Below are 25,758 nucleotides of genomic sequence, written 5' to 3' on the forward strand. Positions count from 1 at the left end.
GTAGATTAGTAAATATAAGCACATACCCGAGAGTGAGTCCCCATTTGGGGTGCTTTGATTGCTATTGAACCTTATATTGGCAAACACCATCTCCCAACCTTAAATTTTGAAGAAACTTAGTTCGCTTTTTTGTGTTTCAGCAAGCCTAGACAGTTCTTCTGACGCTTGCAATGTCTCATCTATACCCGCCACATTTTGCTGCACGAGATCAAACGCTTGCGTTGTATTTCTTGAGATATCTTCCGTCACATTGAACTGCTCTTGCGCTGCGGTAGCCACTAATGTATTAATTTCAGATATTGACTCGACTGCTTTTGATATGTCTTCGAAAGATGCCTTAACACCATCAGCAAGTTGAACCGACTGCTCTATCAACTCAACATTGTGAACCATGTTTTTCTGTGCCTTTTCTGACTGATTTTGCAATTTCTCAATGATCTCTTGAATACTCACCGTAGACTCCTGAGTTTTTGACGCCAAACTTCTTACCTCATCAGCAACCACAGCAAAGCCCCTGCCGTGGTCACCCGCACGCGCAGCCTCAATAGCAGCATTAAGGGCGAGCAGATTTGTTTGTTCAGAGATAGAGTTGATCACTTCCGTCACCGAACCAATTTCTAGTGCGAATTGTCTGAGTTCGTCTACGATATCTGCGCTCTCATTCACAGAGATGCTGATGGAATCGGTCAGCGTTATGTTTTCCTCAAGCGTTCGTTTACCATCGTCAACATTTTGCATTGCACCTTTGGCTTCTTCTTCTGCGCTGACAGCTTGTTGACTTACTTCCTGAGAAGTAGATGAAAGCTCATTGATTGCTGTCGATATTTGTTCAACCTGAGATAGTTCATCTTGTGCATTAGACTTAGTATCGTTCATTATTACCGTCAATTGCTGGGAGGCTGACGATACACTTTCAGATATACCGTGAGAATTCTTAATAAGCTCAGTTAATTTGCTGGACTGCTTGATAAGCGAACGATAGATCCCTGTCTCACTCCCCGTTTCTTGAAGGCTCGTAGAAAAGTCACCATCTGCCATTTTTTCCATCAAAGCAGCTATATCATTGGGCGTTCCCCCAACAGGTTTAAGTACTAATCTTTCCATCGCAAAGAGTACGACCCCTAATGCGACAATCAAGCTTGATACTCCTATCGCCAAAGACGTCAACAGTTGGTTATCGACACTTTCTTCAATAGTCTCATCTTTGATAAACGTGACTAGGCTCCAATCGATAAGATCCATATAGGACCAAAACGCGGTAAAACTCACTTCTTCAGCACCCACTTGCGCACTATAGCTCAACTCATGACGATTCGTGTTGAACTGTGAATAGAGTGGGCGTACATCAAAAATGTTTTCTCCAAGTAGATCTCGATAGGGAGAAACCAAAATCGTACCGTCTTGGCTGTAAAGAAACAGGTTTTTGCTACCAGATAGGGATTCTAGAAGCGCATCTAGGTAAATAGAGGTCATAACGGCTACCTGACCGTTAAGTTTATAAGCCATAACTACCACTTCCTTATCGGTAACAGCGGAAGTAAACGGCTGTGATACATAAAAGGTCAGTCCCTGATTAAACACCGCCTTATGATACGATCTACCAAGGTCTTTAACGTTAAAATCTAATAGCTGTCCTTTGACGTTAAAAATTCTCCCATCGACATCAATAACATATGCCCCTTCAATAAAATCCCGTTGGGTACGAAAGAGCATTTCTAACTGTGCAATGGCCTTTGGAGACAAGCTATTTTCAAGGAGATCTTCTGAACCAACATTTACACCAGAAAGCACATTTTTATAACCGTGAAACTTCTCACTCAATCCCGCAATAACTACAGAGTTTTGACCTTGAAGTATGCTTTTGTTTAATCTGACACTTTCATCTTTAAACGAAATAAAACTGGTTGTCACCAGTAAAACTACGATAGCAACAATGATAACCGCCAACGTAAAAGCAATTCTTACTTTAAACCTGTTCACTATGCTCCCCCCATATATAAGCATGTAATATTAGTCCAAGCCTCTAGTTTTCATCGCGGGTACGTTTATACTGATGCCTACCCCCTTAATAAAAAATAGAAACGACAACCGGTGAAAATATTTGGTTGCCTATAACTCTCTTCAAACCGTGTCTACTAATACATTTAATAGAAAGGTTCTTAAAATTTAATCATTCTTTTCATGTGCATTTCATAAACTTTTGGTTAAAAGCAACTTAAACCAAAGTTAATAACTCTTTTGAGTCTAGACAATAAAATCTTGTATTTGTCATGCCGCTAAAGGGCAAGATAAACTTTGTTTCGCGTCTTTTTATTATGAAGCTTTTATGACCCTAAGTTGATAACTTACCAACTAAATGGTAATTTATGAAATCGATAACAAGCATATGTGGCATTGATATGATTGATTACAAAAGTATTGACCTGAACTTACTACTCTCTTTAAACATTCTTCTAGAAACAAAAAATGTAACTAGAGCATCTGAGAAGCTAGGTGTTCGGCAGTCCACAGTGTCGGCTCAGTTATCACGTTTACGAAAAGCATTTAATGACCCGCTATTGATTCCTTCAGACACCGGAAGAGGAATGATAGTGACCAAAAGAGCAGAAGAGATCTTTCCGGAAATCAAAAATGTGCTCAAAACGGTTGAGCAAATAGTCGCAAACAAACCCTCTTTCAACCCCAAAGAAGATTCTCGAACATACAATATCACTTCCAGTGATAACGGGGTCATAAGCATTGGCCTTCCACTAGTAGAAACAATATCAAAAATTGTAAATCCAAATATTCAAGTGGCTTTTCATAACTTTAGTAGCGAAAAAATTGCTTCTCAGATGGAACGGGGTGAAATAGATATATTGATCGGCTCTAAGCGAATGGTTCCTGAAACCATGAAAGCCCGAAAACTCTATAACGAGCGTTTTGTGCTGCTGCAACGCAAAAACCATCCTCGTGGGTTAAGAACATTAGATATCGATGAGTACTGTGAACTACAACATGTACTGGTTTCCATTGATGGCGGGGGGTTCTATGGTTGTATGGACGAGCATCTTGAAGCACTAGGAAAAAAAGAAACGTTGTATTGTCAACTCAACAGTTTACCTTGATCCCAGAAATACTAAGAACGACTGACTATGTCTGTACAGCCCCTGCCAGACTAGCAGAACGATTTTCGCAGTCATTAGATGCGCTTGAGTTGCCCTTTCAAGCCCAAAGCTTTTCCATGTACCTTGCGTGGCATCCTCGTAACGATGTCGACCCTGCAATTAAGTGGCTACGAAATCAAATCAAAAGTAGTATTGGGTATAGTATGCCACCCTCTTCTTGAGTACCATATTCTAGCAATCAAAATAGCTTCGCATTGACATCAAACCTTGAGAAGTACAAATACTAAGTAAAGAAGGTGCTCTTGTGAGCACCTTCTTTTCGGGGTGAAATGTACTATTTAGTTTTGGCTAAGCTGTCGCATTGCACCTGCCCAGTCTTCTATGTGGTAAGACTCACTGATTTTACCGTCTTTAACTGTGTGGATGTCTATACTCATTATTTCAAATGACTTACCTGACATTGGTATACCCAAGAACGTAGATGACTTAGGGGTTCCATTCGCTTTTCCTCGAACAATAATTTTATCATCAGATACATACACTTGCATCATCGTCCACTCAAGATCGGGTACGTTAGCGCGCATAACACCACTTACATAACCAACGGTTTCGTCCAGCGTGTTAGAATAAGTATTACTAGCGTAGTTTTTCCAATCAGGAGAAAACACTTTTTTAACCTCATTTGCGGAAATTTTACCACTCAAGAAGTCGTAAAATGGTCCTACGATTAATTTAGCTTCATCATTGGTCAAAGCGTGCGCAGGCGCAGAGATGCCTAACATTAGGCCCGATAACAGTAGTATTACGCGTATGTGATTTTTCATATTCATCTCCCAAAAGTATTAGTTAAGCTATTAGAACACTAGTATTACTCGTTGGATATAAACCTGTGGTTAAAATAGTTTTAACCACAGCGTCACATGTTTAGCTAGTTTTTAACCTTCAGAAACATAAAATATCTAAACAATAAGGGTTTAAAAACACCAAGTGATATTTCTATGGAATCGATAGTATAAACTTAGCGATTTACACTGATTCTTTTCCCTGTAAAGTATGTAAAAAAGTAGATCATCTAGACAATGAAAAACATCCCCACACAGCTACCTATCTATATAGAAGTATGCAAAGAATTAAGTTTCTCCGCGGCAGCAAGAAATTTGGGCATTAGCACGCCAGCAGTGAGCAAAGCCATCTCTCGACTTGAAAAAGATTTAGGTGTTAAATTGGTCAATCGATCTCCACACTCACTTAGCCTAACTTCAGCAGGAGAAGTGTTTTACCAAAATTTACAACCTACTCTGAAAGATTTATTTGCTTCGATAAATATCGCACAACAAAGCAAAAACACACTTTCTGGTACCATTAAAATCAATCTACCGAGTACTTCACTGGGAGTAGACACAGTTCTGCCTCATTTGGAGTCTTTTGCATACAATTATCCAGATATCAAACTAGACCTTCGCTTTAATGATGACGTTGTAGATTTGATAACACATGGGTTTGACATTGGTATTGGTACCTACATAAATCACGATTCTCGAATTATTGCTAAAAAGATCTTCATGGGCCAAGGAGGCTTATTTGCGTCTACTGACTATCTCAAGAAGTATGGATCACCTGAAAACATTGGTGAATTGCAGCAACATCGGTGTATTCCAATACGTTCTCTTTCTAATGGTAAAACTCGAAGTATCAAATTAGTCGACGACGGAAACGAAAAACTGTTTGTCCCAGAAGGGTCGATCACAGTGGACAGTTTTTTGGCGGGAAAACAATTATTACTTTCTGGATGGGGTATTTTAGGAATCGGAGAATGGGCCGTCAAAAAAGAACTACTAGACCAAAATATCGTTCCAGTACTGAAAGACTATTGGGGAAGTAAAATCCCGATCTACCTATATTTTTCCTCAAGAGATCACATGCCTTTATCTACTAGAACTTTAATTGATCACTTAAGTAGTATCGAAGCTTAGATGTCATTTTTGTCTAGTACTGATGTTATATACTAAGTTGGGTTCTGCTCCGTTTGCATGACTCGTAAGCATATAAAAGAATTAGAAGTAAAATACTGTTTTACAATATTTCTTTATCCAAAGAAGGTAAACCCCTGAGACACGTATTGGTAAGAGCTGCTAGATAACACCAGGAAGTGTGCATGTGCCTCCTTCTTGACTATCCCATTTCTGCAATTCTCAATTCCCAAATTGCTTATATTTTCAAAGTTTCCTCAGCGGTAGCATTTCCCTATTCAATTAGCGATATAGCTATGTTTTTGCAGGAGAAGAAAATGAAAGCGGTAGTACTAGCGCAAACAGGTGGCAGCGATAAACTGGAATATAAAGATATTCCAAAGCCGGAACTAAAAGCTGGACAAGTCCTAATTCAGATGAGAGCGGCACCAATCAATTTTATCGATACCATGATCCGTGAAGGGAAAATGCCTCCGGGAATGATGCCTGATCTGCCTTTTATACCGGGAGTTGAAGGTAGCGGTATTGTTGTTGACTCCAACGACAGTGATCTGAAAGTGGGTCAAAAGGTGGCATTTCTTGGCTCTATTGGTGATTCTACCTATGCCGAGTATGTAGCTGTCGATGCTGACAAATTATTTTTACTTTCAGACTCCACGGATTTGCTAAAAGCTGGCGCAATGCCGGTGACTTATTTCACTGCGTACCACATGTTACATAACGTTGTACGTGCAGAAGAGGATAAATTTGCCCTGATCTATGCGGGTTCGGGTGGTGTTGGCACTGCACTTATTCAACTGGCTAAACTTGCAGGATTAAAGGTCATTACCTTAGACCGACGTGATGAAAAAGTAGAACAGTCGAAAAATGTGGGAGCTGACTACGCCTTAAACTCTACAGAAAATTGGGTGGAGCAAGTTAAAGCTATCACTGATGGTCAGGGTGTAAACTACATATTCAACCCGGTAGCTGGCGACACGATAGTGCAAGATCTTGAGGTACTAGCAACGTTAGGTCATGTCGTGATATTCGGATTGTTAGCTGGTATTGGTGAGACAAACCTTCAGGCAGAGGCTGTAAAACACTTCACTAAAGCTCCAACCATTACTTACTCAGAAATTTATGCGACCTTCTTTAGCAACTTCCCGTTAGTTAAGAAGTCTATGGAAGAAATATACTCGCTTCTCGATCAGGGAAAAATTGATCCTGTTTTTTCACAGCTACCTCTAAACCAGGCTTCAGAAGCGCATGACAGGCTAGAAGACGGCAAAGTTTTAGGCAAGCTTCTACTCACTCCTGAAGCTAAGTAAACAATACTAGAAATCACGAGAGCAGGCTTTTGACGGGCCTGCTCTTTTTATTACATACATAATAGTTAATACAACCAACAAAGAGCGGCTGATATGACACATAAAGAGTTAATAGAGAATTTTTTTATCAATGAATGGTTTCCTAACGTAGATAAAATGGTGGATAACAGCTATTTCTTATCTTATTGCGCTGATGACATCGAACTTAGCATTGATGACGGACACTATCTCGGTCATCAGGGTTTCATTGAGTGGATGAAAGGCCCCAGAAGTACCCTAAAACCAGACATAAAGCATACCGTAGAATCAATAGACGTCATTCAGCTCGGCAAAGACAAGATATTTGATGTGCAAATGGTTGTTTCCGTAGATGCAACTACGTTAACGAACGAGCCAGTTTCATTCCGTGCAAACGATAGTTGGAAAGTGTCGCTCAACGAGCAAAATGAGATAGTTATAAAAGGACGGGTAGCTAAAACTATAACCTGATGCTCCTATTTCTTTCCGCACTCTTGATGATAATTGCTTCTATAGCCATTGAGTCCCATCAATATTGAAAAACAGCTCATCAACCTTGGTTATAGTGTAACGATTGGGAATGAATAAGAATGAACTGGCTTTGACAAATATCTAAGGATTTAAACATGAATACCCTTCGTAAATCACTGCTGGTTTTTCCAATTGCACTTGCTTTCGGCTCTTTTAGCTATGCTAGCGATTCCATGGGACTGGGTGAGGTTCAGGAACAAAACATCCAGCTTGCAATCAACTCTAGCATCAGCAACTTCAATAAAAAATCGGTAGAAAACATCTACGATTATCTGAGTGAAGATCGTTACATCCAACATACTCCGAACGGGAAAGACGGAGCGCAAGGATTAGTTGGGTTTATCGTGTTTATGAAAGAGAAAATGCCGACGTTTAAGGTTGAAAACGTTCGTTCGTTTGCAGAGAACGATATCGTTTTGACACAAAGTGTCGATTACCTTGAAGGCAACGCCATTGAAGTAAGCTACGACTGGTATCGAGTAAACGATGGCAAGATCACCGAACACTGGGATGTTGTTGCCGAATATAAAAAAGACGTTGAGCCTGCGCTTTATACTGCTGGCCCTGATGTTAACTACAACAGCCCATTAGATAAAGAGAAGATCCGCTCAATCGCTCTGGACTACTTCTACACCACATGGGATAACATGGATGCCAGCGCTGCTCAAAAGTATCTTGCCGAGAACTTCGTACAGCATAATCCTAGCGCCCTTACAGAAGGGAAGTCTGACAAGAAAGCACTGGTTGACCTAGTGTCGCATCTTGGAAAATCTGGCTATGAGGTTCAGATTGATATTTCGAAAATCATCGTTACGGGTGATTTCGCAGCCATCCACGCAAAATGGACTGATAGCTCAGAAACGCTTGCAGTAACTGACATTTTGCGCTTTGATGAAAATTACAAAATAGTGGAACACTGGGATGGCCTGCAGGCGATTCCTACTGATAACTCAAACCCAAGAGATCCTGTTTTCTAAATGCTCGATTGGAATTCGATAATCTGTTTTTGTGAAGTTGCCCGTAGCGGCAACTTTTCTGCATCTGCCAAAACCCAAAATATGTCAGTAGCTACTCTGACTCGCAAGATCAACAGTCTGGAAAAACAGATCGGTGTTGACCTTTTTTATAGAAATACCAGAAAACTGGTACTGACAGATGAAGGTAATAAGCTTTATCAGAAGGTTTACAATAAAGTCGCTTCGCTTCAGGAGGAACTGCTTATTTACCAGGAAGAAAAATCGATAGTTCAAGCGAAGGTAAAGATTGCGACTTTACCGGAGCTTGCTGACGTTTATCTTGCTCCTGCAATAAATCAATTAACAAACTCCAATCCTGAAGTTCAGGTAGAAATGCTCTTATCTCCTGACTTAGTTGACGTAGACTTCGAAAATATTGATTTTGCACTTAGAGCAGGAGAACCAGGAGGTGAAGGAGTAAAAGCTTGTAAAGTGGGTACCGAAACACTATCAGCTTATCGATATTACGAGTATGAACAGGAACCTACATTACCGTTAGGCACTTATGACAATACCTTCATTCACGATAAACGGACACCCATTGTTATCGCCCCATCCATGCAAGTGTTGAAAAATATGGCCAAGTCACAACCTATGGAAGTCTATCTTTCAAATAAATGGCTTGCGACAACGAGTCAGAAATCAGAGTTTATTGTGAATAATGAGCTTGAACCCTATAGCTACGATATCTTTTTGGTTTACGGTTCCAAAAGAGTGTTGAAACCTGCTGCCCGTAAGGTTCTTGATATTATGAAAAATCAGGTATTCGGCTAACAGCATGTAAGCGAGTTTTGGTCAGTCAAGAACACCTTGAGAAAAGCGTAAGTCTTTCTCTGGGGTGCTTGTATTAAATCCAGGCGGCTTCTTGTGCCAAAGCATATCAGCTAACATCAGGGTATAACCATGATGATGGAGTTTTTTCATCAGTTCAGGGTCAAAAATTTTGTCTTGTGCCAGCGCCTGGCTTAGAGACTCATCAACAAAGGCAAAATTAAAGTTGTTCCCGGACTTTGAGGCTTCATCGTATATTCTAAGTACATCACTTCGACCTTGATATTTGAGCAACGTGGCGATGGAGCGTCTAACCAAATAAACCAGATCAAGCTCTGTTGTCTTCCATTGAGGGTAAAACTCACCATTCGTGATGACATACATGTTGGATTTAGCATCACCGTTCGTCCAATCTCCATCATATGTCATGACATCGTTGTAGAAGAAAACCTGTCGGGATAAGCCACCATCAACATGAACTTCATGATAGGTTTGCCCATCTATTTCAACTTCAATTAAAACAGGAGGAAAGGCTCCTGGAATAGCTGCAGAAGCAAGAATGACATCCTCGAACAACTTTTCAGCTTTAGCACCTCCAGTTAGGGCTATCTCCCCCATGTTCCAGATGGTAAGTCGCTGACTTTCTAAATGCGTGGTACCTATATGTAAAAGCCGACCTTTCTTGTATTCTTCGGCCACTTTACTTATGACGTTAGGAGTAATTGTTTTGCGGAGCATTTCTTGAAATGGCGTTGTGTCAAACAGCGCATTTCGACTGAAAATAGAAAAGACACTGTTCTTGGTGTATATATCCTGCTCAGTCGTTTCGGTATAAAGCTCAGTCAGAACGTCATCATATTCTGAGCCTAAGTAGGCAAACACTGCGACGATGGCTCCTGTACTGATGCCTGTCGTGGAGTCAAATTGAGGACGATCCCCTGAGTCGGTCCAGGCACTCAAAATGCCACTGGAAAAAGCGCCATTACCTCCACCTCCAGATAGAGCCAGAAAGTTAAACACTTTTCCCTCAGAGCTTCGTCTCTCACGCATATACTCGATAACATCCCAAATGCCTTCGTCGGAATCTCCCCAATAACGGATGCGCTCGTTGTCGAACAAGTTTACTTGTGAATGCAGCTCTTTGGGCACCAGCTGAGACTCTGGTGCTGAGCTACAACCAGATAGGAAGAAAGTAAAAACCAAACAACTTATAAAGATCTTTGAAATCATTTTTCTCTACACTTCTAGCAATGAAGCTTCTGGCAATTGAATCAAAGAAATTCTTCGATACCAATGACCAAAAGCTTATTCGTTATGGGAGGTGAGATGAGCGGTTTAAATATGCTGTGAAATCTTCAGGCAAGACTCTTTAGCATCACCAAATAGCATCTCAGTGTTTTCTTTGAAGAACAGAGGATTCTGAACCCCCGCGTACCCAGTGTTCATAGAGCGCTTGAATACAATAACGTTCTTCGCGTTCCACACTTCCAACACAGGCATTCCGGCGATAGGGCTGTTTGGATCTTCCTGTGCCGCAGGGTTGACCGTATCGTTCGCACCAATGACCAGTACGGTATCTGTTTCAGTAAAGTCATCGTTGATTTCGTCCATCTCCAATACAATGTCATACGGTACTTTCGCTTCCGCAAGCAATACGTTCATATGACCCGGAAGACGACCCGCTACAGGGTGTATACCAAAGCGAACTTCAATCCCCATGGCACGAAGCTTCTCAGTGATTTCAAATACCGGATACTGAGCTTGTGCAACGGCCATTCCGTACCCCGGAGTGATGATTACTGACCGGGAGTTCTTCAACATTTCAGCGACCTCTTCGGCCGATGTTTCACGGTGTTCGCCGTAATCTGTGTCACCACTTACAACCACTTCCTGGCCAAAGCCACCCGCAATAACAGATATAAACGAACGGTTCATCGCCTTACACATGATGTAAGAAAGAATGGCACCAGAGGAGCCGACAAGCGCACCGGTAACAATCAACAGGTCATTTGCCAGCATAAAGCCTGCTGCCGCTGCTGCCCATCCAGAGTATGAGTTAAGCATAGACACCACAACGGGCATATCTGCCCCACCAATAGATGCCACCAGATGATAACCAAAGACCAAAGCAATCAACGTCATCACCATAAGTGCAAATATGCTGCCTTCTGCATTAACGAAGTGGATCATTAGTAGTGTTGAAACAACCATCGCAAGTAGATTCCACTTGTGCTTATGAGGGATGCTCAGCGGAGAAGAAGAAATGACTCCGCGAAGTTTACCAAATGCGACGATTGAGCCGGTAAAGGTGACGGCACCAATAAATACACCCAGGTACACTTCCACCAGATGGATAACGTGCTCCGCATGAATCCCGGCAGGATCCGATGAAATCGGTGCTGGTGGCGCAAGAAAGCTATTGTAGCCGACAAGGACCGCAGCCATTCCCACAAAGCTATGAAGAACCGCCACCAGCTCTGGCATTTCGGTCATCTCTACTTTTCTTGCGTAGTAAATACCGATACCACCACCGATGACCATCGCTGCAATGATCCATGCCAGACCGGAAGAATCGGGAGAGAAGATCGTTGCAAAAAGCGCAATAGTCATACCTGCAATACCGTAATAATTACCGGCACGAGCAGATTCTTGCTTTGAGAGTCCTGCCAGACTCATGATGAATAGAACCGCAGCAACAATGTATGCGGCCTGTACTAATCCTACAGACATATGTTACTCCTTAGTCTTTACGGAACATTTCAAGCATACGTTTGGTCACGGTAAAACCACCAAAGATGTTGATGCTTGCAATTAACACGGCAATAAATGAAATCACAGAAACAACAGTGTTCCCCTGTCCTATCTGCAATAGTGCGCCCACAATGATGATGCCTGAAATCGCATTGGTCACAGACATCAGTGGTGTGTGCAAGGCGTGCGTTACGTTCCATACAACGTAGTAACCAACAACACATGCAAGCACGAATACGGTAAAATGTGCCAAAAAGGCCGCCGGAGCGACACTGGCCACCCATGCAAATGCGCCTATCGCTGCTGCACCACCGATGATCTTTTTCATCGGGGAAACAGGCTTATCTTCAGGCGTTACTGGAGCAACGGTCTCTTCCGCTTTTATCTGAGGCTGCGCGAGATACCTGAATGGGTGGCGCAGGCCACGTCACTTCGCCTTCTTTGATTACGGTAACACCACGCAGAACAACGTCTTCGAAGTCGATATCGATGTTACCATCTTTCTCTTTACAAAGAAGTTTAAGAAGGTTAACAAGGTTGGTGCCGTAAAGTTGAGAAGACTGAGTGGGAAGGCGGCCTACCATATCTGTGTAACCAACGATCTTCACGCCGTTCTCTGTTGTGATAACCTCATCCGCAACGGTATATTCACAGTTACCACCGTTTGCAGCAGCAAGGTCAACAATCACGCTCCCAGCTTTCATGCTGTCCACCATCTCTCTGGTGATAAGCGTTGGTGCTGGGCGACCCGGAATAAGAGCCGTTGTCACAATGATATCAACGTCTTTTGCCTGAGTAGCGTACAGCTCTGCGGCTTTCTTGTTGAACTCGTCTGACATTTCTTTGGCGTAACCGTCACCAGCGCCAGTATCTTCCTCAAAATCCACTTCAAGAAATTCAGCACCCATGGACTGAACCTGCTCTTTTACTTCAGGTCGTACGTCAAATGCGCGAACAATAGCACCAAGGCTGCCAGCGGCTCCGATAGCAGCCAGACCAGCGACACCCGCCCCCGCAACCAGAACTTTTGCTGGTGGCACTTTACCTGCTGCGGTAATTTGTCCTGTGAAAAAACGTCCGAACTCGTGAGCGGCTTCCACAACTGCGCGGTAACCAGCAATATTGGCCATAGAGCTGAGTGCATCCAGCGCCTGTGCTCGTGAAATACGTGGGACCGCGTCCATCGCCATCACGTTGATGTTTTTGCTTGATAGTTTTTCCATCAGCTCTGGGTTCTGAGCTGGCCATACAAAACTGATTAGGCTTGCACCATCTTTTAGTGCATCAATCTCGTTGTCTGATGGTGCATTGACTTTAAGAATGAGGTCTGCAGCCCAAACTTCTTCCGTTGTAACAATGCTCGCTCCGGCATTTTCATAAGCGACATCATCAAAACTGGCTAAGGCCCCGGCATTCGATTCTACAGTGACATCGAATCCCATTTTTAAAAGCTGCTCTACCGTTTTCGGCGTCGCAGCGACTCGCGTTTCACCCGCGGGTATCTCTTTAGGTACACCAATTTGCATACTTAATTCCTGCGAACGGCAAACAACCTGTCGAAAATTCTCAAAGGTTGTTTGCCGTTTTACTCCCATTGAAAGGTTTTATTGAACGATTAAAGTGTTAGTACAACACTGTTTAGGCCCTGAAGTTGTCCTGCCTCATCGACACCTTGTTCGATTTCTTCAATTGAGAACGTTTTTGCCGGGATCTGAGATAGATCGATCAATCCCGACTGAACCAAAGAAATCAGTGCAAGGTAGTCTTCTTTGTTGTACATGAAGTTACCTTTGATTTCCCAGTTATTCAGTAGTAGCTGGTTATAATCAATGGACAACTCTGCCAGAGTGCTTCCCATCAGAATAAGCTGACCACCAACCTGCAGCGCGTTCAGGCTTACCGAGGTACTGTGAGAATCGGTTGACTGTCCTACCATACATAGTGCTTTGTGGGCTGGAGTAGAAAACGCCTGGCGAAGTGCAGCTACGTCTGTCTCGACATCACCTGTTTGTGCCACTACTCTCACGCGATCTTCAGATACGTTTAGATCCGCAACCACTTTGCTCAGTTTGGCTTCGTTACGTCCGGTCAAAATGACGTTCGCCCCCATAGCGAGTGACAGCATGACAGCCGCGGAGCCGAAGTAGCCACTTGCGCCATTGATGATGACGGTTTCACCCGCTTTAAGCTCCATTCTGCGCAAGCCGCCAAATGGAACAACCAATTTTGCGATAGAGGCAAGCGTTGCCGAGTCGACATCATCGGTGTTTTCAATCGGGAAAACCACAGATGCAGGGAAATCTCCGTATTGACGCCATGTACCATTTGGATATTCTTCCAGCATTGGTGCGCTACCCATGCTGATACCCGTTAATCCAATCAGTACGCGTTCAGGCTCACTCACAGCCTCATCTTTTTCCCAGTTACAATCGACGATAACTCTTTGGCCAACTTCCAGACCCAGTACACCTTCACCCACCTCATGTACTACGCCAACGGCGTTTGTACCCGGAGTAAATGGCATTGGTGGATACATATAAGGCAGTTTACCTTCAAGATAATTGCGGGAGTAACTCAGTAGTGGTGTGGCTTCAAGTCTGACTACAACGCCATTTCTTTTTGCTTTAGGGATGTCACTTTCAACAACTTTAACTGGCTGGTTTGTGTCTAATAACTTAACTTCTAGCATACCAATATTCCTGTGGTCTGGTTCTTGTGTGGATTTGAATCTTAGCAATCGGTAGGGTATCTTTGAAATTGATTATATAGATTAGGGGTATTGGTTATGACGATAGGTAGCTCGATAGACAGTTTAAGAAAAGTGGATTTGAATCTACTGGTTTCATTAAATGTCCTGTTAGATGAGAACAGTGTCACTGGCGCAGCTCGTAGGTTAAACCTGAGCCAATCTTCAGTCTCTACTCAGTTATCTAAGTTAAGACTCGTTTTTGATGATCAACTGTTGGTTCCAGCCAGTAATGGGAGAGGAATGCTTCCGACCTCGAAGGCCAAAGAGATTCGCGCATCATTGAAACACCTTTTACATAGTTTGGGAGAGTTGGTATCACATGGTCAGGAATTTGATCCCCAAATGGACAAACGCATTTTCAATGTTGCTATCGCGGATTATCCCCTGACAATCATTAGCAACATCCTAATACCTAGGCTATTTAATGAGATCGGAGACAGGGTTCAAATTGCTTTTCATACCGATGTCAGACAAGCGAGTGAGATGATGGAAAGAGGGGAGTTAGATCTGGTCATTGCATCCGAAAGAGGCATTCCATTAGACGCTAAAGCCGCTTTATTGTTTGAAGAAAAATTCGTTTTGGCACAGAGAAAGAACCATCCAAGAGGAACTGGCACTTTGTCTCTGGACGAGTATTGTCAGCTGAAACACATCCTCGTCTCAACTTCTGGTGGCAGCTTCTTTGGCTTTATGGATGAACAGCTGCAAAGTCTGGGAAAATCGCGGCAAATTGCGCTCTCGATTACCCAGTTCAATATGGTCAATGAATTGCTAAAAGGCTCAGATTTTGTCTGTACGCTTCCTTCCCGGTTAGTGCAGTATTACTCCGATGATCTGGATGAGTTTGAGTTACCTTTTGAAGCTAAAGGATTCAAGCTCTATCTGGGCTGGCATACGGCTTATGACAAAGATCCAGCAATTAATTGGCTAAAATCTGTATTTTTAGAATCTTATCAATAGTGCTATGCAACCAAGCTAAGTTTACAACTAATTGTTCTCATCTGTCCTTAGATGCCCATAGTAAACAAAAACCAACTCTGGTAATACAGTAAGAAAAATACATATAAGAAGCTTTGCTTACTGCGGCTCGACATCGTAGAACGATACAAATATCGAGACTTCAGAGGTGACACTGAATCCTCTGAGCTCTCTGACAAATACATTCCGTATACTTGAAATGAGTTAGATAGATACCATGGCAGATCTCAAGTACAATAACCTTCATTATCATTAGCCAAGACAATCTAAATTTTATGTACCCCATTTTGTACCCCAAGAAAATTTAGAAAAACATTAAGGTATTTATTTCAAATGGTTAACAACTCTATTCAATGGTTTCCAGGTCACATGCACAAAGCACGGAAAGAGATCGAAGAAGCCGTTCCACAAATCGACGTTATCATTGAGGTTCTGGATGCCAGAATTCCTTTCAGCAGTGAAAATCCTATGATCTCAGAGATAAGGGGTGAAAAACCGGTCGTAAAGGTATTGAATAAACGAGATTTAGCAGATCCTGAGTTAACAGGGCTCTGGATCGAGCACCTTGAGAAAGAACAAGGTGTTAAAGCTATCGCAATCACGACTTCGAATGCTCAGGAAGTGCAAAAAATCACAGAGCTGTGCCGAAAACTTGCGCCGCACCGTGAGGCGATGGGCAAAAATATACGAACCATGATCATGGGTATTCCTAATGTTGGCAAATCAACCATAATCAATACACTCGCGGGTCGTACCATCGCTCAAACCGGCAACCAACCTGCGGTAACCCGACGCCAACAGCGAATCAACCTACAAAACGGTATCGTGCTATCAGATACCCCAGGGATTCTATGGCCAAAAGTACAGAACCCTCACAGTGGCTTTCGCCTGGCCGCTACCGGTGCCGTGAAGGATACTGCGATGGAGTACGATGAAGTCGCGTTTTACACGGTCGAGTATCTGGCTCAGCAATACCCGCATCTATTGAAAGAACGCTATCAGCTGGATGAACTACCAGAGACTGAAGTTGAGTTAATGGAAGCACTGGGAGCAAAACGAGGTTGTCTTCGTGCCGGGGGAAATATCGATCTGCACAAGGCCTCTGAAATACTGCTGCACGAGCTAAGAAGCGGCACTATCGGTCTTGTAACACTCGAACTTCCTGAGATGATTACCCAAGAACTGATTGAAGTAGAAATCGAAGAGACCAGAAAGGCTGAAGCGAAGGCCAAGAAGAAAGAAGAAAGACGTAAGCGCTATCTAAAAAACAAGCGCTAAGCTTCCAATGTGTCCTTCAATAGTCTGCCACACCTAGTGTGGCAGATTTATATGACAGACTTGCATCACATTACGGTGTTAAGAAGCGATAGCTTGATTCAAACGTTCTTCTATGCCATCCCAGTTCAGCGCTTGCTCATTAATGATTTCAATTCGAGACTCAATATCTTCAAGAGAAAGTTCATTAACCGAAACAACACCGTTGGACACGTTAAACGCGTGGCACCCTTTAGTTGTATTCACCACTGCTTTAACACGTTCTGCAGGCACTGACATAAATAACGAAAACAAGCCGTCAAAACAAAATGCTATTTCTGCTTTGTATAACCAACCACAGCTTTGGTATCCCTTTCCTTTACTCTCTTTTCTAATAAAGGTTTCCCCAGTAGGCAGATCAAAATGCGGCTGCATTATTTCGTGATCATGATGATGTGAGCTCGTTTGAGTAGTACTGTTTTTTGCATTACTCGGCATATCAAGCAATGAAGCATCGATCTTGCCTTCCTCAACTTCGACCCAATGCAGCTTAGGTGGGTTTTGTTGTTCCAGCCACTCGCTGAATACCGCACTGTCCTGCTTTTCATAGAGGTCAGCTTTATTCGCCACAACGATATCTGCGCTATCGAGTTGATCATTGAAATTCTGGTTGCTGGTGTACTTCTCGTCAGACAAATTTCGTGCGTCTACCAGCGCTACCGTTGCTCTTAGTTCCACGTAGGGTTGGTATTGCTCCGAAGTCAGCGTAGCAATAACCTGTTTTGGATGGCCTAATCCTGTTGGTTCAATGATCAGCCTGTCCGGTTTCTGCCTCAACAGTGCATTGATACCAACGGACATAGGTACACCTGCAGTACAGCACATACAACCTCCGGGCACTTCTTTAATAAGCGCACCCTGATCGGTCATTATGGCACCATCAATGCCAATTTCTCCAAACTCATTTACTAGAACAGCCCAGGACTCATTTTCAGGTTTGTTCCTCAGAAGGTTAAGGATAGTTGTTGTTTTACCGACACCCAGAAACCCGGTAATTACATTAGTTGGTACTTTTATTGTCATTGAATTACTCCTTTAAACAGGAGTATAAAAAAGGAAGGCTCCAGACGCAAAAAGGCGTACCCCTTAAAGTACGCCTTGAACACCTCGTGACTCAATCGTGAGTAGTGCGGTCTGGAATAACTAAGCATGTATCCCATTTAAATTACGAGGACTAGAGTTGATGATATGTACTCAACCAAATTGTAAGTAAGGCCTCATTTTCCTCCATGTCTATGGGTAACCTTATGCCCTACAATTTAAGTTTGGTTCGGATCTGATAAAACGCAAGAAAGAATATTAATGAAAACATATTTTGTGATATTCATGCACGTTTTGCTTCTAGAAAGGCAACTTTTATTGACACGGACTGTGCTAGAATAACCCACTTCCGCTATCTCGCTAATCAATTGAATTCCTGAAAATAAAATGTCAAAACTCTCTCGTCCAGCACTCATCCCTCAATTTTTTACGACACAAAAAGACTATTTTGTCGTTGTATTGCTCTCGGGAGTTGCCGGTACGATTGCCGGTGGTGTTGTATCCTACTTTAACATCATCATTAACTGGATACTTGAAGCTAGAATTAATTATATCGACTACAACTCCGCAGATAACTTTCTGACGGAAGCCGTCACCATCGTTATTATCGGTGGCTTACTGGCTGGTTTTGGCTTTTGGCTCACTTATAGGTTCGCCCCGGAAACCGAGGGTAGCGGCATTCCTCATATCGAAGGAGCACTGGTTGGAGAGCACGATATTCGTTGGTATAGAGTGCTTCCTGTTAAGTTTGTTTCTTCTATTATGTCTATAAGCTCCGGGATGATTCTTGGTCGCGGTGGCCCTTCTATCCAGCTCGGTGGCACTGTTGGCAGAATGGTGGCGAGTAAAGCAAAAAATACGACCAGGCGCAACATATCCTAATTGCAGCCGGTTCCGCAGCAGGCATGGCCGCGGCTTTTAATACACCACTGGCGGCTATATTGTTCGTCAATGAAGAGATGCGCCGACACTTTATCAACAATTTCACATCCATCAAGTGCGTCACGCTCGCAGTCATCGCGGGTACGGTGGTAATGGAATATCTGAACGGCCAGAACGCCATACTTCAAATACCTGAATTTCAAACTCCTCCGCTCCATTCGTTGGTCTCTTTTGCCGCGTTAGGTATGATCTTCGGACTAGTCGGTGTCTATTTTAATCGTATGATCTTGATTTCAACCGTTTGGATGAAGAAGTTCCATGGTAATAGCATGGTGAAGCTTGTTACCACAGGCACGCTGTTTGGAGCAGTATTCTCCATACTACATGTATCCCTACCGATTTTATCTGGTGGCAGTCTTCCAGTGATCGCAGATCTGTTTAGTAACCCGGCCCCACTATCCTTTTTGGCTGCATTTTTTGTTTTACGCCTGTTAGCTACTATTGCTTGTTTTTCTTCGGGTGCGCCAGGAGGGATCTTTGCTCCAATACTCACTTTGGGGACATTTTTAGGAATGACATACGGTGCACTAATCTCCGAGATAGCACCAAGCATGACTTCCGAAGCTGGCATGTATGCCGTTGCAGGGATGGGAGCGCTTATAGCCGCAAGCTTACGCACGCCACTAACAGGCGTGGTTTTAGTTGTCGAGATCTCTAACAACTACCAGTTGATCCTGCCAATTTTGGTGACCTGTCTTGGAGCAACGTTCATCGCCCAAGCAATTGGTGGTCAACCTTTGTATGCGTCCCTATTAGAACTCAAGCATAAGGACTGGAAACTGGATGATGTAAAAGCGTAAGTTCAGCAGAGCTTAACGTTCGGGCGCAAACATGTCCTGTTCGAGAATTAACAATTTGCGTTTTGCTTCTAAACCACCAGCATAGCCATCAAGTTTGCCATCACTCCCAATAATTCTGTGACACGGAATGATAATGGAAATGGCATTCGCTCCATTAGCGTTTGCCACTGCTCTTACCGCATCTTTGTTACCTATCCCCTTGGCAAGCTCCATGTAAGTTGATGTATCACCAAACTCCACTTGCATTAGCTGATTCCAGACTTGTTTTTGGAACTCAGTACCCACCATCAAAACAGGAAGATCGAAATCCCGTCTTGCCGAATGAAAGTATTCCTCTAATTGCAAAATAGTGTGATTACCTACCTCAGTATCCTCTTCAAAGTACTCAGCTTTCAGCTTATCGCAAATGCGCTTGTCTATAGCGTGACGCATTTTTCTATATCGCCAATCGCATAAGCATAAATGTCCATCGTAGACACCAATTAATAACTCACCTACCGGAGATTTGTAATACTGAACGTATATCTTATTCATATAGCTAACGACACCTTACCAATCAGAAAAACTGTTTAGTCGCTATCCCAGAAAATGGTCAGCGAATTGTCGTTATAACAATAAAAACCCCAACAATCATGTTAGGGTTTCTATTCAAAAAGGACACTCTACGCTTTTGGTCAATTTACCTTGAACCAAACTACGTCGTAGCCATTCAAAAGTATCTTGTCTTCATCTATTTCGAAATTAGCGATTGATTTTCCTGACAACATATCAGTTATGTTTTTCGATCCTAAGATATCGCATATGGAACTAGGAACAGTTTGTGTTTTCTCTGCGAAATTACAGATCACCAATAGTTTTTCGCCATTTTCGTGGCACCTAGCATAGGCAAACAGATGTGGTTGGTAAGTCTCAAGAATCTCTGTCGTCGATTCTCCAAACACAGGACTCGACTTACGTAGTTTTATCATCTGAGTCAGATCCTGATGAATTCGCCACTGAGCAGTACCCTGGGTATGAGCAAGTTGTATCGCTTTGTCGGAAATAGCCGGCCTATTTACCCACCTTGAGTCTTCGCGTTTATGTGGCACTTCTTCATAACTGTAGTCATTCAGAATACCTAGCTCATCCCCCTGATAAATTAGTGGTATTCCACCAATACTCAGATTAATACTGTTCAACAACCTTACCCGTTTAGCGCTGTACTCAAGTCTTAAAGGATCTTTGGTTTGAATCGCTCTTTCTAAACCAGCAAGCGACGCTAAAGAGCCACATACCCTACAATCTCCGGTTGCAGGGTTCTCCTGAAATGGAACGCCTTTGGCAAACGAGCCTTCAAACCGACCGGTATAGAACTGATTAAGGAATTTTCTATGATCAAAGCCATTGATTCCAAGCTGTTGTGCAACTTTATCATCAAAGGTCCAGCCGATATCATCGTGGCAACGAATATAGTTTACCCAGCTGCATTCTTTTGATATCTCGAAGCTTTTTGCAGCGAAGCAGTAAGAAGTTTGGTTTCTCGCGTAGCCAAACTCTCCCACATTAATGCCATCATTAAGGGGTTGTAAGATAACTGACACTCATCTTTACCGATATACTGTGCCACCTCGTCTGGGTGTACGATGGCTTCAGACTTAAACTGAACTGATGGCGCTACAATCTGTAAGCATAGGTTAAATGACTGAATCAGTGTATGGGCTTTTGGCAAACTTTCACACTGAGTACCTTTCTCTTTCCAGATAAACGCGAGTGCATCTAGTCTCAAACCTTCACACCCTATGTTAGCCAGAAACAGCATTTCACCAGTAATCGCGTTAAAGACAGCGGGATTGGAAAAGTTTAGATCCCATTGGAAGCTGTTAAATGTTGTCCAGACCCACTTATTTTTCTCTTCCAGGTAGGTGAAACTGCCACGACGAACAGTTGGAAATATTTCACGGCAAGTTTGGTTATATTCGTCAACCTCTTGCTTATCCTCAAAGAAATAGTAGTAGTCCTCAAATTGCGGATCGCCCTGGATTGCTTTTTGTGCCCACTCATGTTCATTTGATGTGTGGTTAAATACAAAATCGAGCACCAGGCTGATGCCCGCATCATTGAATGCGTCTGCTACTTTTATTAAGTCTCTCTTTGTACCCAGTTTTTTATCTACATCACGATAATCTGAAACTGCATACCCACCATCACTGTCACCGTCAGGAGATTTATACAGAGGCATCAGGTGAACATAGTTAACACCAAGTTCTTTTAGGTAGGGGATCTTCTCAACTAGGTTATCAAGGTTTCCGGCAAAGAGATCGACATACAAAGCCATACCCAGCATCTTTTCGCTTCTGTACCAACGAGGCTGATTTAGTCGTAACAGATCTTTGTCTTTGAGCTTTCGTTTTCTAGCTTTAAAGGCATCGGCCAGACCAATAACCAGTTGTTGCAAGTGATAAAAGAAATCGTACGTTTCCCCATACAGTAGGTATAGTTTGTCAAAAAGTGATGGGAAGTATTGATTCAACCTGTCATGAAACACTTTCTCGTCTTTTTTTGTTAGCTTTGGTAAATCAATAGTAGAAAGTACTCTACTAAGTGCTTTTTCAGCGATATCCGGACTTTGCATCTAAACTCCTGAGATACTTAAACTCTATCTACTTTAACGATTAAGACACCGTACAAAACGGGCCCAAAACATCAAAAACCGTTATACTTAAAGGTCTAATACTGACATTTAGAGTAGTAGAAATGGAAAGCGCAATAAATAACAGAAGATAGATTAAGTTACAGTTAAGCTAAGTTAAGCCTATTTAAGTTGCAATTTGTGATCAGCGTACAACAAGACAGAACTCAGATAACCTGCGGTTGAGATGAGAGCATAGCGTGGCTAAAAAACAAAGGCAGCTTAGAGCTGCCTTAGATTATTCATATTCTGGCAACATTAAGCCAGAGAAATTGCATCCTGAGCGATAACCAGTTCTTCGTTAGTTGGTACAACCATCGCAACTGCTCCTAGAAGCTCTGACTTGCCGATAATGCCAGCAGCACCAAAACGAGCGTCTTCGTTGCCTTTAGCATCTTCGACAAAACCTAGCAGTTTAAGATTGTTTAAGATCTCGCGACGGATAGGCAGTGCGTTTTCACCAATACCACCGGTGAAGATAATACCATCTAGTGACTCTAGTGGGATGGTGTAAGACGCGATGTACTTAGCAACACGGTATGTGAATACCTGGAAAGCCAGTGTTGCACCTTCATGACCTTCTTCCATCGCTTCAAGAATACCGCGAGCATCACTTGTTAACCCAGATACACCTAGGAAGCCTGATTTCTTGTTTAGAGTGTCGAAAATATCTTCCTGAGTCCAACCTTTCTTCAACAGAAACTCAATGATACTTGGGTCAAGGTCACCACAGCGAGTGCCCATCATTAGACCAGCAAGCGGTGTAAAGCCCATTGAAGTGTCCACACTCTTACCGTTTTTGATTGCACAAACAGATGCACCGTTACCAAGGTGTACAGAGATAAAGCTGGAATCTTCTACTGGTTTGTTCAACATTTTCGCAGCTTCACGACTTACATAGTAATGACTTGTACCGTGGAAGCCGTAACGACGAATGCCATAATCTTCATACAGTTTCTTCGCGATTGCACCTGTAAATGCTCTTGAAGGCATAGTCTGGTGGAATGCAGTATCGAATACAGCAACATGTGGAAGTGACGGGAATGCTTCAAGTGCCGCTCTGATACCCAGGATGTTCGCTGGGTTGTGTAAAGGAGCAAGGTCTTGAACAGCTTCAATATCTTTGATAGCTTTTTCGTCAATTAGAACTGACTTAGTAAATGTTTCACCGCCATGAACAACACGGTGACCAACAGCCACTACGTCTTGAGTCAGGCCAAGTTCATTAACTAAATCTACCAAACGAGCAATTGCAGCTTGATGGTGGTTACCTTCTTCGGTAATCGCAACTTCAGTTTTTTCACCCTGATACTTCCAACTGATTCTTGATTCAGGTAATCCGAAACACTCGCCTAATCCGCTAAGAACTGCGTCACCAGTGTTTGAATCAATTACTGCGAATTTCAGTGATGAACTGCCAGAGTTAATCACGAGTACAAAGCTGTTTGCCATTGGACTTATTTCCTATATTGCCTATCGAGTTTGCATTCTAGATGCGGTATAGCTGTGGAGTAGCTTCATTATTCAATATTTTTTTAATAATTCAACTTTAATTGAAATTAAAGTGATTCACGATGCATTTTTTATTGATCGTGATCAATCTTGTATTTTGTTTTAAGCTAAAATTTAATGACAAATGGCATACAAATTCAAATTTTCGTATAAAAATTCCATAAAAAAATCCGGGCTTTCAAATAGAAAGCCCGGATTTTTTCTAATTAATCTATAAGTACTTTAAATACTTATGCTTCTGCACCACGTCGACCTCGGCCAGAACGTTCGCCGCGATAACTACCTCTGTTATCACCACCACGGTTACGGTCGAAACGACGCTCTCCACCACGGTTATTGCGGTTACCATCGCGATTTCCACGATAGCCACCACCATCACGATTTCCACCATCGCGACGATCACGACGTCCACCTCTTTCACGGAAGTCATCGTAATCAACAACTACAGCGCCCGCTTCTTTCTGACGAATTCTTAGCTTACGAAGTTTACCCGCAGTATCAGAGTTCATCGCTTTAGGAAGCTGAACAAAAGTATGACCTTGCGCTAGCTTGATTGCACCGATAGAACCCTTGGTTAAACCTAGTTCATTTGCCAGTGCGCCCACGATGTCTTTAACTTGGACACCCTGATCGCGACCAACTTGTAGCTGATATGTATCCCAATCCTGGTTTCCGCCGAACGAACGACCTTCACCACGACGACCATCGCGACCACCTTCACGGCGCTCTTTACGACGTTGCTTATCACGCTCGATAGCTGCAATCATTGGGTCCGGACCTTTGTAGAACAGAGGTCGTTTACCCTGGGTGCGTTTTAGTAGCATTGCAGCCAGAGTTGTAGTATCGATTTCTAGTTGTTCTTGTAGCTTCTCTACTAGTTCAGCAAAGTTTTCCAGAGACGTGTGTTCTTTTTCCAGTTCAAGCTCAGTTCCCAGCTTTTCAAGGCGAGCCTGCGCTACGATGTCACGCAGAGGTAGCTGGATTTCTTCCATGCTTGATTTAGTAACACGCTCGATAGTACGAAGCATACGGATCTGGTTAGTACGAACCAACAGAATCGCTTTACCCTTACGACCAGCACGGCCAGTACGACCGATACGGTGAATGTAAGATTCCACGTCGAAAGGAATATCGTAGTTAAATACGTGAGTGATTCGTGGCACATCAAGACCACGAGCAACAACGTCAGTAGCAACCAGGATATCGATAACACCTTTTTTGATGTGATCAACGGTTCTTTCACGTAAAGACTGTGGAATGTCACCGTGCAATGCAGCAGCTTTAAAGCCACGAGCAGACAGCCAGTCTGCAAGGCGCTCTGTATCCTGACGCGTTCTTACGAACACGATAGATGCATCAGTTTCTTCCGTTTCAAGAAGGCGAGACATTGCTTCGTCTTTTTCTACACCTTTTACTACCCAGAACTGCTGTTCAACTTTTTCAACAGTGTGGTTACTGCCTGCTACGTCGATACGCGCTGGATCACGAAGGAAACGATCAACGATCGTTTTCAGCATTGGAGGCATAGTTGCTGAGAAAAGTACACGTTGTGCTGATTCAGGAGCGTGTTCCATGATTTCAGTTACATCGTCTACGAAACCCATGTTCAGCATTTCGTCTGCTTCATCAAGAACAAAGGTATTAACTTCATCAAGGTGCAGACGGTCACGGTTAATCAGATCCTGTACACGACCTGGAGTACCAACAACAATGTGAGCACCTGATTTAAGTGCACGCATTTGATCCACGATAGACGCGCCACCGTAGATTTCTAAAACTTTTAGTCCCTTGATATTACGACCAAGGTTTTTAACTTCTGCCGCAACCTGAATAGCAAGTTCACGCGTTGGAGCCAGAACGATAGCTTGTGGCTTGTACTGTTTGATATCCAGTCCGTTAAGAACAGGAAGAGAGAAGGCTGCGGTTTTACCGGTACCAGTTTGAGCTTTACCTAGTGCATCTTTACCTTCCAGAAGGAAAGGAATTGCAGCCGCCTGGATTGGTGTTGGGGAAACAAAACCCATTTCATCAAGTGCAGACAAAAGGGCGTCATTCAGCGCTAACTGGCTGAATTGGATTTCGGAATCTTGCATTGGGATCCTACTTTATATGATTAATATCTGGTCCCATTTGCTCATTCAATTCGAATACTGCTTTGTTCGCTACACGCGGAATCCATTCTATTCAATTACCTACCCGAAGGTACGTATTGACAGTACAAAATAACTTAAAGCATTCAGGGACAACGTTTAAGGGGGCGAGATGATGCACCAAAACCAT

Annotated in this window: 19 protein-coding genes and 2 pseudogenes; 9 read left to right on the top strand and 12 right to left on the bottom strand. The window is 43.0% G+C overall.

What is annotated here, in order from left to right; all coding sequences use genetic code 11:
- Window positions 1-99: 99 nt before the first annotated feature.
- Window positions 100-1,980: a methyl-accepting chemotaxis protein gene (locus P7F88_RS05355; protein ID WP_277822578.1), complete on the bottom strand. Its 1,881-nt coding sequence runs from the start codon at window positions 1,978-1,980 to the stop codon at window positions 100-102.
- 419 nt (window positions 1,981-2,399) lie between these two features.
- On the opposite strand from P7F88_RS05355, the gene P7F88_RS05360 reads away from it, so the two are divergent.
- Window positions 2,400-3,107, top strand: coding sequence for a LysR family transcriptional regulator (locus P7F88_RS05360; RefSeq protein WP_277822580.1), 708 nt, complete (start codon window positions 2,400-2,402; stop codon window positions 3,105-3,107).
- A gap of 338 nt (window positions 3,108-3,445) precedes the next feature.
- Here the strand turns inward: P7F88_RS05360 and P7F88_RS05365 are convergent, their stop codons facing one another.
- Window positions 3,446-3,931 (bottom strand): ester cyclase, encoded by a 486-nt coding sequence (locus tag P7F88_RS05365; protein WP_277822582.1) that lies wholly within the window; start codon window positions 3,929-3,931, stop codon window positions 3,446-3,448.
- Between the two features lie 255 nt (window positions 3,932-4,186).
- Between P7F88_RS05365 and P7F88_RS05370 the strand changes: the two genes are divergently transcribed.
- The 5 genes from P7F88_RS05370 (at window position 4,187) to P7F88_RS05390 (ending at window position 8,726) form a co-directional block, all read left to right on the top strand.
- Window positions 4,187-5,080: a LysR family transcriptional regulator gene (locus P7F88_RS05370; protein WP_277822584.1), complete on the top strand. Its 894-nt coding sequence runs from the start codon at window positions 4,187-4,189 to the stop codon at window positions 5,078-5,080.
- Between the two features lie 314 nt (window positions 5,081-5,394).
- The gene (locus tag P7F88_RS05375; RefSeq protein WP_277822586.1) at window positions 5,395-6,387 is read left to right on the top strand and encodes a quinone oxidoreductase family protein; all 993 of its coding nucleotides are present in this window, start codon (window positions 5,395-5,397) and stop codon (window positions 6,385-6,387) included.
- Between the two features lie 93 nt (window positions 6,388-6,480).
- Entirely contained in the window at window positions 6,481-6,876 is a 396-nt protein-coding gene (locus P7F88_RS05380) for a hypothetical protein (protein ID WP_277822588.1), read from the top strand.
- A gap of 155 nt (window positions 6,877-7,031) precedes the next feature.
- Window positions 7,032-7,913 carry a nuclear transport factor 2 family protein gene (locus P7F88_RS05385; RefSeq protein WP_277822590.1) on the top strand — a complete coding sequence of 294 codons (882 nt, stop codon included), beginning with the start codon at window positions 7,032-7,034 and terminating at the stop codon, window positions 7,911-7,913.
- Entirely contained in the window at window positions 7,914-8,726 is an 813-nt protein-coding gene (locus P7F88_RS05390) for a LysR family transcriptional regulator (protein WP_277822592.1), read from the top strand.
- Window positions 8,727-8,747: 21 nt separating this feature from the next.
- On the opposite strand, the gene P7F88_RS05395 is transcribed toward P7F88_RS05390, so the two are convergent.
- The 4 genes and pseudogenes from P7F88_RS05395 to P7F88_RS05410 form a co-directional block, all read right to left on the bottom strand.
- Entirely contained in the window at window positions 8,748-9,953 is a 1,206-nt protein-coding gene (locus tag P7F88_RS05395) for a patatin-like phospholipase family protein (protein ID WP_277822594.1), read from the bottom strand.
- 105 nt (window positions 9,954-10,058) lie between these two features.
- Window positions 10,059-11,453, bottom strand: a complete 1,395-nt coding sequence (pntB, locus tag P7F88_RS05400; RefSeq protein WP_277822596.1) for a Re/Si-specific NAD(P)(+) transhydrogenase subunit beta — start codon at window positions 11,451-11,453, stop codon at window positions 10,059-10,061.
- Window positions 11,454-11,463: 10 nt separating this feature from the next.
- A pseudogene (pntA, locus tag P7F88_RS05405) lies at window positions 11,464-13,000 on the bottom strand (Re/Si-specific NAD(P)(+) transhydrogenase subunit alpha).
- An 89-nt stretch (window positions 13,001-13,089) separates the two neighbouring features.
- Entirely contained in the window at window positions 13,090-14,163 is a 1,074-nt protein-coding gene (locus P7F88_RS05410; RefSeq protein ID WP_277822598.1) for a medium chain dehydrogenase/reductase family protein, read from the bottom strand.
- A gap of 96 nt (window positions 14,164-14,259) precedes the next feature.
- On the opposite strand from P7F88_RS05410, the gene P7F88_RS05415 reads away from it, so the two are divergent.
- A complete protein-coding gene (locus tag P7F88_RS05415; RefSeq protein WP_277822600.1) occupies window positions 14,260-15,183 on the top strand; it encodes a LysR family transcriptional regulator in 924 nt (307 codons plus the stop codon).
- Window positions 15,184-15,534: 351 nt separating this feature from the next.
- Window positions 15,535-16,479, top strand: coding sequence for a ribosome biogenesis GTPase YlqF (ylqF, locus tag P7F88_RS05420; protein WP_277822602.1), 945 nt, complete (start codon window positions 15,535-15,537; stop codon window positions 16,477-16,479).
- A gap of 78 nt (window positions 16,480-16,557) precedes the next feature.
- Here ylqF and P7F88_RS05425 read toward each other — a convergent pair whose 3' ends face one another.
- A complete protein-coding gene (locus P7F88_RS05425; RefSeq protein ID WP_277822604.1) occupies window positions 16,558-17,538 on the bottom strand; it encodes a CobW family GTP-binding protein in 981 nt (326 codons plus the stop codon).
- A 405-nt stretch (window positions 17,539-17,943) separates the two neighbouring features.
- Between P7F88_RS05425 and clcA the strand changes: the two are divergent.
- A pseudogene (gene clcA, locus P7F88_RS25620) lies at window positions 17,944-19,298 on the top strand (H(+)/Cl(-) exchange transporter ClcA).
- A 12-nt stretch (window positions 19,299-19,310) separates the two neighbouring features.
- Here clcA and P7F88_RS05440 read toward each other — a convergent pair.
- The 5 genes from P7F88_RS05440 to P7F88_RS05460 all read right to left on the bottom strand — a co-directional run bounded on the left by P7F88_RS05440 (window position 19,311) and on the right by P7F88_RS05460 (window position 25,571).
- Window positions 19,311-19,832 (bottom strand): methylated-DNA--[protein]-cysteine S-methyltransferase, encoded by a 522-nt coding sequence (locus P7F88_RS05440; RefSeq protein ID WP_277822610.1) that lies wholly within the window; start codon window positions 19,830-19,832, stop codon window positions 19,311-19,313.
- A 140-nt stretch (window positions 19,833-19,972) separates the two neighbouring features.
- Entirely contained in the window at window positions 19,973-20,839 is an 867-nt protein-coding gene (locus P7F88_RS05445) for an alpha-amylase family protein (RefSeq protein ID WP_277822612.1), read from the bottom strand.
- Window positions 20,752-21,909, bottom strand: a complete 1,158-nt coding sequence (locus tag P7F88_RS05450; RefSeq protein WP_277822614.1) for an alpha-amylase family glycosyl hydrolase — start codon at window positions 21,907-21,909, stop codon at window positions 20,752-20,754. The genes P7F88_RS05445 and P7F88_RS05450 overlap by 88 nt, the downstream gene beginning before the upstream one ends.
- 315 nt (window positions 21,910-22,224) lie before the next feature.
- Entirely contained in the window at window positions 22,225-23,418 is a 1,194-nt protein-coding gene (locus P7F88_RS05455; RefSeq protein WP_277822616.1) for an acetate/propionate family kinase, read from the bottom strand.
- A 290-nt stretch (window positions 23,419-23,708) separates the two neighbouring features.
- Window positions 23,709-25,571 carry a DEAD/DEAH box helicase gene (locus P7F88_RS05460; RefSeq protein WP_277822618.1) on the bottom strand — a complete coding sequence of 621 codons (1,863 nt, stop codon included), beginning with the start codon at window positions 25,569-25,571 and terminating at the stop codon, window positions 23,709-23,711.
- Window positions 25,572-25,758: the final 187 nt, after the last annotated feature.

Source organism: Vibrio hannami, from assembly GCF_029589055.1.
GTDB classification, from domain to species: domain Bacteria; phylum Pseudomonadota; class Gammaproteobacteria; order Enterobacterales; family Vibrionaceae; genus Vibrio; species Vibrio hannami.

Excerpts from the sequence above, each read along its gene's own strand:
- P7F88_RS05425 (WP_277822604.1), bottom strand. The coding sequence starts at position 17,538 with ATGACAATAAAAGTACCAACTAATGTAATTACCGGGTTTCTGGGTGTC.
- P7F88_RS05365 (WP_277822582.1), bottom strand. The coding sequence starts at position 3,931 with ATGAAAAATCACATACGCGTAATACTACTGTTATCGGGCCTAATGTTA.
- P7F88_RS05385 (WP_277822590.1), top strand. The coding sequence starts at position 7,032 with ATGAATACCCTTCGTAAATCACTGCTGGTTTTTCCAATTGCACTTGCT.
- P7F88_RS05415 (WP_277822600.1), top strand. The coding sequence starts at position 14,260 with ATGACGATAGGTAGCTCGATAGACAGTTTAAGAAAAGTGGATTTGAAT.
- P7F88_RS05395 (WP_277822594.1), bottom strand. The coding sequence starts at position 9,953 with ATGATTTCAAAGATCTTTATAAGTTGTTTGGTTTTTACTTTCTTCCTA.
- P7F88_RS05360 (WP_277822580.1), top strand. The coding sequence starts at position 2,400 with ATGATTGATTACAAAAGTATTGACCTGAACTTACTACTCTCTTTAAAC.
- P7F88_RS05455 (WP_277822616.1), bottom strand. The coding sequence starts at position 23,418 with ATGGCAAACAGCTTTGTACTCGTGATTAACTCTGGCAGTTCATCACTG.
- P7F88_RS05380 (WP_277822588.1), top strand. The coding sequence starts at position 6,481 with ATGACACATAAAGAGTTAATAGAGAATTTTTTTATCAATGAATGGTTT.
- P7F88_RS05460 (WP_277822618.1), bottom strand. The coding sequence starts at position 25,571 with ATGCAAGATTCCGAAATCCAATTCAGCCAGTTAGCGCTGAATGACGCC.
- P7F88_RS05375 (WP_277822586.1), top strand. The coding sequence starts at position 5,395 with ATGAAAGCGGTAGTACTAGCGCAAACAGGTGGCAGCGATAAACTGGAA.
- ylqF (WP_277822602.1), top strand. The coding sequence starts at position 15,535 with ATGGTTAACAACTCTATTCAATGGTTTCCAGGTCACATGCACAAAGCA.
- P7F88_RS05390 (WP_277822592.1), top strand. The coding sequence starts at position 7,914 with ATGCTCGATTGGAATTCGATAATCTGTTTTTGTGAAGTTGCCCGTAGC.
- P7F88_RS05450 (WP_277822614.1), bottom strand. The coding sequence starts at position 21,909 with ATGCAAAGTCCGGATATCGCTGAAAAAGCACTTAGTAGAGTACTTTCT.
- P7F88_RS05410 (WP_277822598.1), bottom strand. The coding sequence starts at position 14,163 with ATGCTAGAAGTTAAGTTATTAGACACAAACCAGCCAGTTAAAGTTGTT.
- P7F88_RS05440 (WP_277822610.1), bottom strand. The coding sequence starts at position 19,832 with ATGAATAAGATATACGTTCAGTATTACAAATCTCCGGTAGGTGAGTTA.
- P7F88_RS05370 (WP_277822584.1), top strand. The coding sequence starts at position 4,187 with ATGAAAAACATCCCCACACAGCTACCTATCTATATAGAAGTATGCAAA.
- pntB (WP_277822596.1), bottom strand. The coding sequence starts at position 11,453 with ATGTCTGTAGGATTAGTACAGGCCGCATACATTGTTGCTGCGGTTCTA.